The organism is Oxalobacter paeniformigenes, assembly GCF_027158465.1.
Classification (GTDB): domain Bacteria; phylum Pseudomonadota; class Gammaproteobacteria; order Burkholderiales; family Burkholderiaceae_D; genus Oxalobacter; species Oxalobacter paeniformigenes.
Window position 1 is genome coordinate 61,279 of sequence record NZ_JAMKYL010000002.1, and the last position, 12,791, is coordinate 74,069.

The window sequence follows — 12,791 nt, forward strand, 5'->3', positions numbered from 1 at the left end:
TTACGTTTATTGAATGCTTTCTCATATGTGATGCAATCGCAACCGCAGGAAAATCAGGAAAACGGCAAGCAACAGGGTACGTTCTGGACGCGCTCTGCGGATGCGCTTGCCGATGTCGCTTACCGCTACCGCTTTTTCTTCAGAGTGGCTTTCGGCATTTTTTTCGCGATTTATCTTGTTATTGCCGTAATCATTCTCGGTATACGATACATCGTTTTGCCACAGGTCAGTGCCTACAAGACCGAAATCGAACGTATGGCGAGTGAATCGCTTGGGTGTCCCGTTTCTTTTGCGGAGATCGAGGCGTCGTGGTATGGATTGCAGCCACGGGTCGATCTGGAAGATGTCGTGGTGTCGGACAATGAGGGACATGAAGTCGTGCGGCTTGAGCATGTCGGTGCGGTCGTTTCATGGTGGTCGTTGCCGCTGATGGAAGTTCGTCTGGAATCGTTGCAGATCGACAAGCCGGATATACAGGTCATGCGCGACAGACAAGGGTATTTTTATCTGGCGGGCATCCGTCTGGAAAACGATGACGGGAAAAAGCCCAATGTAGGGGACTGGGTGCTGAAACAGCACGAAATCATCATACGTGACGGAAAGGTGCGCTGGAAAGATGCGTTGCGCAACGATCAGGAACTGAATCTGGAGCAGGTTGGCTTCGTCATGAAAAATCGTGGACGCCGCCATCGGTTCCGTCTGGCGGCTGTTCCGGATGTGCCGCTGGCGAATTCAATCGATATTCGGGGCGATTTGTCGCATCCAAGATTCGCCGAACGTATTTCGGACTTTTCGAAATGGAAAGGTGAACTCTATGCGGATATGCCGGGTGTCCGGCTGGATGAGTGGAAGCGGTTTGTCGATTTCCCTCTGGATGTACAAGGCGGTTCCGGCTCTGTCCGGGCCTGGTTGGCCCTGGATGGGCTCAGATTGTCCGGCGTGACAGCCGATATCGAAGGCAAGAATATCCGGTTTACGCCTGATACGACGTTGCCGGTACTGGATGTAAGCCGCGTGTCGGGGCGTTTTTCGATGGAAACGCCAAAATACCGCACGGCGGCAGACAATCCGCAGAAAAAGCCGGTGTACACGTATGCTGCCAACCATTTCTCGATGGAAACGGCAGAAGGCAAAGCGCTGCACGATACCACATTCTCCGTCATGTATGTGCCCGGACAGGACCGTGTGCCTGAAGAGCTGAAAGTCGAAATCGGCAAGCTTGATATCAGTGAACTGACGGCGTTTTTGCCCTATTTGCCGATCGAAAAGGAGATGCGCAGCCAGGTGGAATCGCGACATCTGGCGGGCAAACTGTCCGGTGTCACCGTCCAATGGAAGCAGGCCGCCGGCACCGATCCCGTTTATCTGGTTCAGGGACGGTTTGAGGGGTTGACCGTTTTGGAAAAGAACGGAACCGGTCATGCCGAAGTTTCTTCAGGACAAATTGCGCAGTTGCCCGCGCATCCGGGATTCGCGAATTTGAGCGGCTCGGTTTCCGCCAATGAATATGGCGGTGAATTGGTGTTGGACTCGAAGAATGCCGTGCTGGCGCTGCCGTTTTATGCTGCGAATGTTCCGCAAAAGGCCGATGGGCTGATGGCGAAAATCGGATGGAAACGTTCGGCAGACAACGTCCTGTCGGTCGATATCGGACAATTGTCACTGTTGCAGGATGGTATGCGGATGAATATTTCCGGGCAATATACGAACGATCTGAAAGATACGGCGAACCGGTATGGCAGTGCGGATTTGAAGGCGAAAATCGAAAATCTGGAAATCGCGCGTGTCAGAAAATACATCCCGCTTCAGACTCCCGTTTCACTCAAAGAATGGTTGAGCGGTGCCCTGAAAGGCGGGAAAGTCAGTGAGGCGGAAATTCACCTTAAAGGGGCGCTTGCCGATTTTCCGTATGCAGGGCAGAGCGGAAATGGCATTTTCTCGGTTCGTGCCCGGTTGGCCGACGGTTTGCTGAATTTCACTCCTGATACGTTTGCCGATGGGGGCAAACGTCCGTTATGGCCGGTTATCGAAAAAATCCAGGGTGAATTTCGCATGAACGGCAGTTATCTGGCTATCCATGCCGACAGCGCGGAGACCAACCATGCGGTACTGGAAAATGTGGATGTCATTATCGCCGATGTCCTGTCGGACAATCCGCAGCTCGATATCAAGGGAAAGGCGGCAGGAACCTTGCAGCATTTGGTCGGATATGTGAATTTGTCACCTGTTACGGACTGGATCGGACACCTGACGGAAAAAACCACAGCGACCGGCAACGCGAAACTGGCACTCGAAATGCATTTGCCGCTTGAAAAAATGGCGGCTTCCACGGTCAAGGGGACATTGCAGTTCGACAATAACGATATTGTTTTGCTGGAAGATTTGCCGGTTATCACGAAAACGCAAGGGCAGTTGCTGTTTTCCGAAAAAGGTTTCCGGCTGGAAAAAGTCCGTGGGGATTTTCTGCATGAACCGGTTACGGTATCAGGCGGGACGCAGCCGGACGGACATTTTCTGGTACGTGCCGACGGCGTGTTGAGTGCAAGGGGATTGCAACGTACCTATCATACGGGTGCGATGGGCAAGCTGGTACAAAATCTTTCGGGCAATACACCGTATACCGTCAGCATCAGGGATGGCATGATACGGGTCGACTCGTCACTGAAAGGCCTGAAAATCGGTTTGCCGACTCCGTTGGGCAAACCGGCAGGCAGTGTGCTGCCTTTAAGTGTCATTCTGAAAGATTTGCCTTCCGCCGGGCATAGTATGCGGGATGAACTGTCTGTCGTTTATGGGGAAAACATGACGGCAAGATACTTGCGACAGAAAGAAAAACGTTCGGCATGGCGTGTCATGCAAGGCGGAATCGGTATCAACACGAAACCGGTATTGCAGGACGGACTGTCGCTGGGTATCAGCTTGCACAGTGTCGATTTCAATACGTGGAGCGGATTTCTCAAGGATTTTTACTCGCCTTCAGGCGAGAAAGGCGGCGCATCTTCCGAGGAAAGTACGCTGGTGCAATATGTTTATCCGCGATATTTCTCGGTTGATGCCGATGAAATCATGGCGCTGGATATGTGGTTGACCGATGTCCGTCTTAACGGATCGCGTCAGGGAGGAAACTGGGATTTCCGTATCGGGTCGAACCAGATCAACGGACAACTGAAATGGCAGGAAGCGACGGGAAAAGACGTTACCGGCAAGCTCATCGCACGGCTGAAATCGCTCAATATCCTGCAATCTTCGCTCAAACAGGCATCCAGTACTGCCGGCAAGGAAAATACTTACTGGATTCCGTCGCTGGATATTGTGACGGACGAGCTGACGCTTTTTGAAAAACGTCTGGGCAAAACGGAAATCGTGGCCAACAATGTGTCTTTCAAGGGAGGACGCGAGTGGCGGATCAACCGGCTGAAAATCACCAATCCCGATGCGGTACTCGAGGCATCGGGCAGCTGGATTTCGGTTGCCGGCAACAGGCAGCAAACCCGGTTGCACTACATATTGAATATCAAGAATGCCGGGAAATTGCTGGGACGTCTCGGATATGACGATCTGATCAAACGCGGAAATGGGGAAATGAAAGGCGATCTCAGCTGGGAAGGGTTGCCTTTCGCACTGGATTTGCCGTCGTTATCGGGCAAGATGTCGCTCAAGGTGCAGGCAGGACAGTTTCTGAAGGCTGATCCGGGGGCCGCCAAGTTGCTCAGCGTCATCAGTCTGCAGTCGTTGCCGCGCCGTTTGAATCTGGATTTCCGCGACATCTTCTCCAAAGGATTCGCCTTTGACGAAATTACGGCGAATGCCACGATCGCCAATGGCATCATGCATACGGAAAATCTGAAAATGAACGGGGTCAATGCGACAGTCCTGATGAATGGCAGCGTCAATATCGCCAGAGAGTCGCAGAACCTGCATGTGGTCATCATTCCGGAAATCAACGCGGCGGCCGCATCCATTGCCTATGGTTTCATCAATCCGGCTATCGGAATCGGCACGTTTCTTGCGCAGATGTTCCTGAGAGAACCGTTGATGAAACAGTTTACGCACGAATACAGTATCACGGGGACATGGAAAGAGCCGGTTATCCGTGAAGTCAAGGGCGATACGGGAAAGAAAACAGGCTAGACAAACAGTCAGTGAAAGGAGTGAGCATGACGAAAGTGGCTGCCATCCAGATGGTTTCCACGCCGGTTGTCGAGGAAAATATCGCGACGGCAAGACGTTTGATCGGAGAGGCGGCCAGTCAGGGTGCCGATCTGGTTTTGTTGCCGGAGTACTGGCCGGGTATCGGTTATAACGATACGGAAAAATTGCAACATGCCGAAGTGTTCGGAAAGGGCGTGATCCAGGATTTCATGGCGGAAATGGCGCGTGAAAACGGTATCTGGCTGATCGGCGGGACACTTTCGCTGGTATCGGATGAACCCGGAAAAGTGTTGAATAGTTCGCTGGTTTACGATGCAGCTGGCAAAAACGTCGCTCGTTACGACAAGATTCACCTGTTCGGATTTTCGACGGAGCGCGAATCGTATGACGAGTCGCTGGCGATTACCGGCGGGCATGATGTCGTGACGTTTCAGGCGCCATTCGGCAAAGTGGGGTTGTCGGTCTGCTACGATCTGCGATTTCCGGAACTGTACCGCGCATTCGGCGACTGTGCGCTGATCGTGGTGCCGTCAGCATTTACTTATACGACGGGCAAGGTTCACTGGGAAATCCTCTTGCGTGCACGTGCGATCGAGAATCAGGCTTATGTGCTTGCAGCCGCACAAGGTGGCAGGCATGTCACGGGACGCCGGACATGGGGACATACCATGCTGATCGATCCATGGGGCGAGGTGAAAGCGGTATTGCCGGAAGGCGAAGGTGTGGTTGCCGGCGAACTGGATTTCGGGAGAATGGCGTCCATTCGTGAAAAGTTGCCTGCCTTAAGACATCGCAAGCTCTGATATCCATTTCACGGTAAGGTGACGAAATGCTGTTTGCCGGTGCAAATGGTGTTTCGCCCATTCCATGCATATCGTGCATCTGGCCGGTATGTCTGCGCATGTCTGCAATTTTTCGCACAATACACTACAATCGCCATGTACTTTCACTCAAAGGATTGTTACTGATGTCCTCCACCCATTTGACAAAAGACGCCCTTGGATTGGCCAAATCCGTTTTGCTGGAACCTTTCGGTCTGGATGAACTGGCGCTGGTTCGTGCAATCGGTGGTATTTTCACGCATCAGGTCGATTATGCCGATCTGTATTTCCAGTTCACGAAAAACGAAAGCTGGAGTCTGGAGGAAAGTATCGTCAAGACGGGCAGTTTTTCGATCGACAAAGGTGTCGGTGTCCGCGCGGTATCGGGTGACAAAACGGCATTTTCCTATTCGGACGATATTTCGATGGCTTCGCTTGAGGAAGCGGCCAAAGCGACCCGGACGATCGGCAGGCAGGGCGCCGGACAAGCGAAAGTCGCTACCTCGCTGAGGTCGTCGGCAGTGCATTCGCTGTATATCCCGAATGATCCCCTCCAGACGATCAGTGCGGCGGAAAAAGTGGCCATCCTGGAAAAGGTCGAAAAACTTGCCAAGGCAACCGATCCGCGCATCGTGCAAGTCATGGCAGGTCTTGCAGGCGAGTTCGATATCGTGATGGTCGTGCGCAGCGACGGTACATTGGCAGCCGATGTCAGACCGCTGATCCGTTTGTCCGTGACCGTCATTGCCGAAGAAAACGGACGGCGTGAAATGGGAACGGCCGGTGGCGGTGGCCGTTATGGCTATACCTATTTCACTGACGAGCTGATCCGGCAATATGTCGATGAAGCCACACGTTCGGCGCTGGTCAATCTCGAAGCGCGTCCCGCTCCGGCGGGGCCCATGACGGTCGTACTGGGCTCCGGCTGGCCCGGTGTTCTACTGCATGAAGCGGTCGGGCATGGTCTGGAAGGCGATTTCAACCGGAAAGGCTCCAGTGCCTTTTCCGGAAGACTGGGCGAGAAAGTGGCGGCTGACGGTATTACCGTAGTCGATGACGGCTCCATCGCCAACCGGCGCGGTTCGCTGAACATGGATGACGAAGGCAATCAGACACAATGTACGGTGCTGATCGAGAACGGGATACTCAAAGGGTATTTGCAGGATACCCTGAATGCGCGTCTGATGAATATGCCGGTAACGGGAAATGCACGGCGTGAATCGTTTGCTCATTTGCCGATGCCGCGCATGACCAATACATTCATGCTGGCAGGCAATCGGGAACCGGATGAAATCATCGCGTCGGTCAAAAAAGGATTGTATGCGGCGAATTTCGGTGGCGGGCAGGTGGACATCACGAACGGCAAATTCGTGTTTTCCGCCAGCGAAGCGTATATGATCGAAAACGGCAAGCTGACGTATCCGGTGAAGGGAGCGACCCTGATCGGAAACGGCCCGGATATTCTGAAGCGGGTTTCCATGATCGGCAACGATATGCGGCTGGATTCCGGTATCGGTGTCTGTGGAAAGGAAGGACAAAGTGTGCCGGTCGGCGTCGGACAGCCGACATTGCGTATCGAGGACGTCACTGTCGGCGGAACCGTGTAAAATAAAAAGAAATTTTTGTCAGACCGGAAAAACTGGTTTACAATGAATGAACATATAGTATCAAGCGCCTGTTTTGTAAAATGTTGAACTTCGCTCACTTTTATTATTTTTACTTTAGCTATTCCAGCCCGTTGGCGGTGGAGAAGCGGCAAGCGCTCGAGTAAAGAGAATACCGAAATTCCCGAAAACCGCCAGAATTGGCGGTTTTTTCGTTTATCAAGACTGGAAAAACAATGAAACCCACCGATGATTTAAGAATTCTCGCGATGAAAGAACTGACACCACCTTCTCATTTGATACGCGAGTTTCCCTGCCTCGAGAAGGCAGCCGAAACGGTTTCAACCTGCAGAGAGTCCATCCATCGTGTCCTGCACGATCAGGATGATCGTCTCGTCGTGATTATCGGCCCCTGTTCGATTCACGATCCGAAAGCCGCAATGGAATATGCCCATCGTCTGGCAGAGGAACAGCAGCGTTATGCCAACGATCTGATCGTCGTCATGCGGGTATATTTCGAAAAACCACGTACGACGATCGGCTGGAAAGGCCTGATCAACGACCCGTTCATGGATCACAGCTACCGTATCAACGAAGGTTTGCACATCGCACGTGAACTGTTGCGTGACGTCAACGAACTGGGGCTGCCGGCCGCAACCGAATATCTGGATATGATCAGCCCGCAATATGTGGCTGACATGATCAGCTGGGGAGCGATCGGTGCGCGAACGACGGAATCGCAGGTTCATCGTGAATTGTCGTCAGGCCTGTCGTGCCCGGTCGGATTCAAAAACGGTACGGACGGCAACATCAAGATCGCGATCGATGCCATCAAGGCTGCTTCACATCCGCACCATTTCCTGTCGGTTACCAAAGGCGGTCATACCGCCATTTTCGAAACGCAGGGCAATCACGACTGTCATATCATTTTGCGTGGCGGTTACAAGCCAAATTACGATGCTGCGAGTGTCGAGGCAGCTTGTCAGGCTGTCGAAGCGGCCGGCCTGTCGCCGAGAATCATGATCGACGCCTCGCATGGCAACAGCTCCAAGAAGGCGGAAAATCAGGTTCCGGTCTGTGCGGAAGTCGGGCGGAATATCGCCAGCGGCAACAACAAGATCATTGGTGTCATGATCGAGTCGAATCTGGTCGGAGGTCGTCAGGATCATGTTCCTGGCAAACCGCTGGTTTATGGTCAGTCTGTAACCGATGCCTGTATCGGCTGGGATGACAGCAGCAAACTCCTGAAAGATCTGGCGGATTCCGTCAAGAGACGTCGTGATGTGCTGAAGAAGTGAAACAGAAAAGCCGCCTTTGAGGCGGCTTTTTTCAGTTGCGGAAGTTGTTGAATTCAAGCGGGATGTCTGAGACTTCCTTGCGAAGCATGGCCATGGTGGCTTGCAGATCGTCTTTTTTCGCACCGGTGACACGAACAGCATCGCCCTGGATGCTGGCCTGTACTTTCAGCTTGTTGTCCTTGACCAGCTTGACGATTTTTTTCGCCTGATCGCTGGCGATACCGTTTTTGACGGTTACAAGCTGTTTGACCTTGTCGCCGCTGATTTTTTCGATTTTGCCTTCATCGAGAAAGCGGATATCGACTTTCCGTTTGGCCATCTTGCCGGTCAGCACATCCTTGACTTGTCCCAGCTGGAATTCGGAATCGGCGAAGACCGTCAGTTCGTGTTCTTTCTGTTCCACGCGTGCATCGCTGCCGCGAAAGTCGAAACGGGTGCCGATTTCCTTGTTCGTCTGGTCGACAGCGTTTCGGACTTCGACCATGTTGGCTTCGGATACGACGTCAAAAGAGGGCATAGATCACCTTTCTTGCAAATTCCTCGACAGAGGACATCAATAGTCATTAAGATTGCAGTCTGCATTGTAACGAACAAAATTCCGGTATGCCACCCGGTATCCGTTTCCAACAGTAACGACCATGATTTTCCCCGATAACGTCATGCATGATTTTCCGCTGTGTGAACTGAATACGTTTCACATGGATGTATCCGCCAGAGCATATATAGCGGTAACCGGCATCGACGAGCTTGAGGGGATTTGCAGGCATGAAACATTGGCACACATGCCAAAACTGGTGATCGGCGGCGGCAGCAACCTGTTGTTGACCGGATATGTCGACAAGCTGGTCTTGCACATGCAGATGAAAGGGATTTTCCGTGAAGGGGAAGATGACGAATATGTTTATCTGCGTGCCGCTGCAGGAGAACGGTGGCAGGATCTGGTGGACCGGTGTCTGGCAAACGGACTGGGAGGCCTGGAAAATCTTGCCGGTATCCCCGGTACGGTGGGTGCAGCGCCCGTACAGAATATCGGTGCCTATGGAGCGGAGCTGAAAGACTGTTTCTTTTCGTTGCGTGCTTTTGATTTCGCGAGTGGAAAACTTGTCGAAATGAACCGGAATGATTGCCGTTTTTCCTATCGTGACAGTATTTTCAAACATGAAATGAAAGATCGGTTGGTGATCGTGGACGTGACGTTTGCATTGCCCAAACGCTGGACGCCCAATATTGCCTATGGCGACGTGGCGCGCGAGCTGGAAAAGTCCGGGATTTCCAGACCATCTCCGGCCGATATCGGCGGAGTCATCGTCAAAATCCGTCGAAGCAAATTGCCGAACCCCGCTGTTCTGGGAAATGCAGGCAGTTTTTTCAAGAATCCTACGGTAACGGCCGAAGAAATGGCCTCTCTGAAACGACTGCATCCTGATATCCCGGCATACGAACAGGCGGATGGACGCTATCGTATCGCTGCCGGCTGGCTGATCGACAGGTGCGGATGGAAAGGGCGTCGTATCGGTGATGCCGGGGTTTGCGAAACGCAGGCGCTGGTATTGGTCAACCATGGCCGCGCCACAGGCGCGGAGATGGTTGAGTTGGCCGGTGCGATCGAACAGGATGTGATGGCCCGTTTCGGTATCCGGCTGGAGCCGGAACCGGTATTCGTCTGAAAATCAGGGCTGGTGTTTCCGGACAAAATCTCCGAGTCCGTTTCTGATCAGTGCGGCATTGTCGACGACGCCTTTTTCCGTAATCAGTGCGGTCACCAGTTCCACGGGGGTGACATCGAAAGCGGGATTGCGGATGGCGACGCCTTCAGGCGCCCATTGACAATCGCGAAATCCTTTCACTTCATCAGCAGGACGTTCTTCAATAGGGATGTCTTTTCCGGAAGACAGCGAAAGGTCGATCGTCGAGAGCGGGCAGGCGACGTAGAAAGGAATATGGTGCCGTTGCGCCAGTACGGCCACCATATAGGTGCCGATCTTGTTGGCGACGTCTCCGTTGGCGGCGACGCGGTCGGCACCTACGACAACGGCATCGATTTCGCCGCGGCTCATCAGGTAACCCGACATGTTGTCCGTAATCAGGGTGACAGGGATATGTTCCTGCACCATTTCCCATGCGGTCAGCCGGGCCCCTTGCAAGAAAGGGCGGGTTTCATCGGCGAAGACGGCGATATGCTTGCCCGCTTCCACAGCGGAACGAAAAACGCCCAGTGCCGTGCCGTGTCCTGCGGTCGCCAGCGCACCGGCATTGCAGTGTGTCAGGACACGTGCGCCATCCGGTAAAAGCGCGGCGCCATGGCGTCCCATGTCGCGGTTGATCCGGATGTCTTCTTCCAGCATGACATGTGCCTGCCGAAGCAAAAGACTGGCCAGTTCTGCCGGTGATTTGTTCCCGTTGGCTTGCAACAGGGCTTTCATTTTGTCGAGCGCCCAAAAAAGATTGACTGCGGTCGGCCGGCTTGCCGACAGAGCGGCAAATCCCGCTTGCATGTTGGTTGCAAAAGTTTCACGGTCGGCATTCCGTAGCCGGACAGCTTCCAGTGCGACGCCATAGGCGGCGGCCACCCCGATGGCCGGTGCGCCGCGGACGACCATATTGCGGATGGCATCCGCAACACTTCTGGCCGAATCGCAAGCGACGTATTCGATATGATGCGGCAATAGCCGCTGGTCGATCATTTCAATGGCTTTGCCGTTCCAGCGCAATGTCCGGACGGAGTCGGCTTGTCTGTTCACGTGATTCATTCTCCGTCAAAGGCACACAAGGCGAAAGTCGGACAACCGGCGTCATTAAGACGTCGCGCACCGCCCAGTTCGGGAAGATCAATCAGGAATGCACATTCGACGACTTTACCGCCGCACTTGCGGATCAGGCGGACAGCGGCTTCGGCCGTTCCGCCTGTCGCGATCAGGTCATCGATCAATAAAATCCGCTCTCCCGGAGAAATGGCATCCGTATGTACCTCGATAGTGTTGGTGCCGTATTCCATATCGTAATTTTCACTGATCGTGGCGGCAGGCAGTTTGCCCTTTTTGCGGATGAGGACAAGTCCCTTGTTCAGGTGATAGGCCAGTGGAGCGCCCAGCAGGAAACCGCGCGATTCGATGACGGCAATGCGGTCGATCGGTATATCGTGGTAATGGTCGACCAGTTGGTCAATAGCCAGTTTCAGACCATCGGGGTTATGCAACAGCGTGGTGATGTCCCTGAATTGCACGCCTTTTTGGGGATAGTCCGGAATGGTGCGGATGTATGAAGTGAGTGACATAGGCTGATGGTGGTAAAAAGAACGTTATTTTCTGAAATAGTCTTTGAACTTTTCGTGTACTTGTGTCATTTGTTCGACGGAAAGCAGTTTGATATGTCCGGTTTGCAGAATGCGCCAATATTGCTCGCACAGCGATTCGACTTCGATGGCGATCGCCATGGCATGTTCAAGACTGTGACCCAGCGCGATCATGCCGTGATGCGCCATCAGGCAAGCGTACCGTTCTCCCAGCGTCGCCAGCACCGTATCCGACAATTCCTGGCTGCCGAACAAGGCATACGGCGCACAAGGAATCGTGTTGTCGCCGGTGACGGCGATCATGTAGTGAAAAGGCGGGACTTCCAGTTGCATGCATGCCAGCGTCGTGGCAAACGGCGAGTGGGTGTGCACGATAGCGTGGACATCAGGTCTGGCGGCATAAATATCACGGTGGATACGCCATTCGCTGCTGGGTTTTCCGTCGTTTTCATTTTCACCGGTCATGCGCATCGTACAAATGGCGTCCGGTGCCATACGGTCCGGATCGATGCCGCTGGGTGTGATGAAAAAACCATCCGGTATGTCGTCGGTTCTTTCACGGCGGATACTGATATTGCCGGAAGAACCACGGTTCATGCCGTTGGCGACAAGTTGCCGTGCGGCGATGACGATCCGTTCGGCCGTTGTTTCTTCCGCTGTACCATCAATGCGGTGCTCGTTACAGGACATGATTCAGCGCTTTCCGAAAATGCGTCCCGCGACCGCGTCGAGTTGCCGGATGATTTCCGGATCACGGTGTTCCGGTGGGGTGATGATGGCGTTTTCCAGTGCGAAACGGCATGAGCAAGCTGAAGCGGATGCGTCATTCTGGATATGCGGGATAATCGCCTTGACCAGTTGGCGTGCCGTTTCTGCGTTCGCCTGAACCGTTTTGATGACTTGTTCGATCGTGACCTGTTCATGATCGGGATGCCAGCAGTCGTAGTCGGTGACCATCGCGATGCTGGCGTAACACATCTCGGCTTCACGTGCCAGTTTCGCTTCCGGCATATTGGTCATGCCGATAACATCGCAATGCCAGCTCCGGTACAGTTCGGATTCCGCCAGTGTCGAAAATTGCGGACCTTCCATCGCCAGATAGGTGCCTCCCAGCACCGTCTGGATCCCCGCTTCGCCGGCGGCACGATGGATGATGCCGGACAAGCGGCGGCAAGTGGGATGTGCCATCGAGACATGTGCGACCAGTCCCTTTCCGAAGAAAGAACGGTCCCGTGTAACGGTACGGTCGATGTATTGATCGATCAGGACAAAAGTGCCGGGAGCGAGCCGTTCGTTGAGCGAGCCGACTGCACTGATCGACAGGATATCGGTGACACCCGCTCTTTTGAGTGCGTCGATATTGGCGCGGTAATTGATACTGTCCGGTGAAAGACGATGATCGCGTCCATGCCGTGGCAAAAAAACGATGGGATGTCCATTGAAGCGGCCGAAGAGCAAATCATCCGACGGCGATCCGAAAGGGGATGACACCTTTTCCCAGTGTGTATCGGTCAGTCCGTCCAGGTGGTAAACGCCGCTTCCGCCGATAATGCCGATCATGCAAGTCTTCCTTTCCTCATGGCAATTCCAGCACACATTATTGATGGACATGCGTGATTATGCA

General features: G+C 53.5%; 10 protein-coding genes. 5 read left to right on the top strand and 5 right to left on the bottom strand.

Annotated features, from left to right (window positions below; genetic code table 11):
- Nucleotides 1–30: 30 nt before the first annotated feature.
- The 4 genes from NAI64_RS04265 to aroG all read left to right on the top strand — a co-directional run bounded on the left by NAI64_RS04265 (nucleotide 31) and on the right by aroG (nucleotide 7,875).
- Nucleotides 31–4,131: a YhdP family protein gene (locus NAI64_RS04265; protein ID WP_269298115.1), complete on the top strand. Its 4,101-nt coding sequence runs from the start codon at nucleotides 31–33 to the stop codon at nucleotides 4,129–4,131.
- A 26-nt stretch (nucleotides 4,132–4,157) separates the two neighbouring features.
- Complete coding sequence (locus NAI64_RS04270; protein ID WP_269298117.1) at nucleotides 4,158–4,955, top strand: carbon-nitrogen hydrolase family protein; 798 nt, start codon at nucleotides 4,158–4,160, stop codon at nucleotides 4,953–4,955.
- Between the two features lie 164 nt (nucleotides 4,956–5,119).
- On the top strand, nucleotides 5,120–6,580 hold the full coding sequence (gene tldD / locus NAI64_RS04275) for a metalloprotease TldD (RefSeq protein ID WP_269298119.1): 1,461 nt from the start codon (nucleotides 5,120–5,122) through the stop codon (nucleotides 6,578–6,580).
- Nucleotides 6,581–6,813: 233 nt separating this feature from the next.
- A complete protein-coding gene (gene aroG, locus NAI64_RS04280) occupies nucleotides 6,814–7,875 on the top strand; it encodes a 3-deoxy-7-phosphoheptulonate synthase AroG (RefSeq protein ID WP_269298121.1) in 1,062 nt (353 codons plus the stop codon).
- Between the two features lie 31 nt (nucleotides 7,876–7,906).
- Here the strand turns inward: aroG and NAI64_RS04285 are convergent, their stop codons facing one another.
- Entirely contained in the window at nucleotides 7,907–8,392 is a 486-nt protein-coding gene (locus tag NAI64_RS04285) for a YajQ family cyclic di-GMP-binding protein (RefSeq protein ID WP_269298123.1), read from the bottom strand.
- A 121-nt stretch (nucleotides 8,393–8,513) separates the two neighbouring features.
- Between NAI64_RS04285 and murB the strand changes: the two genes are divergently transcribed.
- Nucleotides 8,514–9,542, top strand: coding sequence for a UDP-N-acetylmuramate dehydrogenase (gene murB, locus NAI64_RS04290; protein WP_269298125.1), 1,029 nt, complete (start codon nucleotides 8,514–8,516; stop codon nucleotides 9,540–9,542).
- A 3-nt stretch (nucleotides 9,543–9,545) separates the two neighbouring features.
- Here the strand turns inward: murB and mtnA are convergent, their stop codons facing one another.
- The 4 genes from mtnA to NAI64_RS04310 are packed head-to-tail and all read right to left on the bottom strand — an operon-like array spanning nucleotide 9,546 to nucleotide 12,727.
- Complete coding sequence (gene mtnA / locus NAI64_RS04295; protein WP_407946909.1) at nucleotides 9,546–10,625, bottom strand: S-methyl-5-thioribose-1-phosphate isomerase; 1,080 nt, start codon at nucleotides 10,623–10,625, stop codon at nucleotides 9,546–9,548.
- Nucleotides 10,622–11,149, bottom strand: a complete 528-nt coding sequence (locus tag NAI64_RS04300) for an adenine phosphoribosyltransferase (protein WP_269298129.1) — start codon at nucleotides 11,147–11,149, stop codon at nucleotides 10,622–10,624. Before NAI64_RS04300 ends, mtnA begins: the two co-directional genes overlap by 4 nt.
- A gap of 24 nt (nucleotides 11,150–11,173) precedes the next feature.
- On the bottom strand, nucleotides 11,174–11,857 hold the full coding sequence (locus NAI64_RS04305) for a class II aldolase/adducin family protein (protein ID WP_269298131.1): 684 nt from the start codon (nucleotides 11,855–11,857) through the stop codon (nucleotides 11,174–11,176).
- A gap of 3 nt (nucleotides 11,858–11,860) precedes the next feature.
- The gene (locus NAI64_RS04310; RefSeq protein ID WP_269298133.1) at nucleotides 11,861–12,727 is read right to left on the bottom strand and encodes an S-methyl-5'-thioadenosine phosphorylase; all 867 of its coding nucleotides are present in this window, start codon (nucleotides 12,725–12,727) and stop codon (nucleotides 11,861–11,863) included.
- Nucleotides 12,728–12,791 lie beyond the last annotated feature (64 nt).

Bases quoted from the DNA above. Each gene is read 5' to 3' on its own strand.
- NAI64_RS04310 (WP_269298133.1), bottom strand. From the start codon at position 12,727: ATGATCGGCATTATCGGCGGAAGCGGCGTTTACCACCTGGACGGACTG.
- aroG (WP_269298121.1), top strand. From the start codon at position 6,814: ATGAAACCCACCGATGATTTAAGAATTCTCGCGATGAAAGAACTGACA.
- NAI64_RS04285 (WP_269298123.1), bottom strand. From the start codon at position 8,392: ATGCCCTCTTTTGACGTCGTATCCGAAGCCAACATGGTCGAAGTCCGA.
- murB (WP_269298125.1), top strand. From the start codon at position 8,514: ATGATTTTCCCCGATAACGTCATGCATGATTTTCCGCTGTGTGAACTG.
- NAI64_RS04300 (WP_269298129.1), bottom strand. From the start codon at position 11,149: ATGTCACTCACTTCATACATCCGCACCATTCCGGACTATCCCCAAAAA.
- NAI64_RS04265 (WP_269298115.1), top strand. From the start codon at position 31: ATGCAATCGCAACCGCAGGAAAATCAGGAAAACGGCAAGCAACAGGGT.
- NAI64_RS04270 (WP_269298117.1), top strand. From the start codon at position 4,158: ATGACGAAAGTGGCTGCCATCCAGATGGTTTCCACGCCGGTTGTCGAG.
- mtnA (WP_407946909.1), bottom strand. From the start codon at position 10,625: ATGAATCACGTGAACAGACAAGCCGACTCCGTCCGGACATTGCGCTGG.
- NAI64_RS04305 (WP_269298131.1), bottom strand. From the start codon at position 11,857: ATGTCCTGTAACGAGCACCGCATTGATGGTACAGCGGAAGAAACAACG.
- tldD (WP_269298119.1), top strand. From the start codon at position 5,120: ATGTCCTCCACCCATTTGACAAAAGACGCCCTTGGATTGGCCAAATCC.